The sequence below is a fragment of the Vibrio sp. 10N.222.49.C9 genome (assembly GCF_041474985.1).
In the GTDB taxonomy this organism is placed as follows: domain Bacteria; phylum Pseudomonadota; class Gammaproteobacteria; order Enterobacterales; family Vibrionaceae; genus Vibrio; species Vibrio crassostreae_C.
In genome coordinates this window covers 1-294 of record NZ_JBFRVD010001498.1, presented here as the reverse complement: position 1 = coordinate 294, position 294 = coordinate 1, and the positions used below count along the sequence as shown (strand labels likewise).

Below are 294 nucleotides of genomic sequence, written 5' to 3'. Positions count from 1 at the left end.
ACCCAGGTGAGCTTATTGCTCTAGGAAATAAAGTGAAATCAACTAAATCAGCCCTGCCTTCGCACAATGGTTCTGCCAAATCTGGCGTTATTATTACCTTGCTGGTGATTCTATTGGGTCTCATCGCTTGGTGGTTGCTATCGGGATCAGGGAAGCCGACCAATAGTGAGCCTGTTCCAATAACAACGTCTGAAAGCGTAGATAATAAAGATGACCTATCGCTTTCAGGTGAAAGCACTGAGGTTGCGGATTTCTCGGTGAAAGAACAAGACACCCTTGTCGATGACACTAAGG

1 pseudogene is annotated in these 294 nt (G+C 45.6%); it reads left to right on the top strand.

The features are described 5' to 3' along the window. Positions 1 to 32 precede the first annotated feature (32 nt). A pseudogene (locus tag AB4585_RS28925) lies at positions 33 to 294 on the top strand (DUF1634 domain-containing protein); the annotation flags it as partial.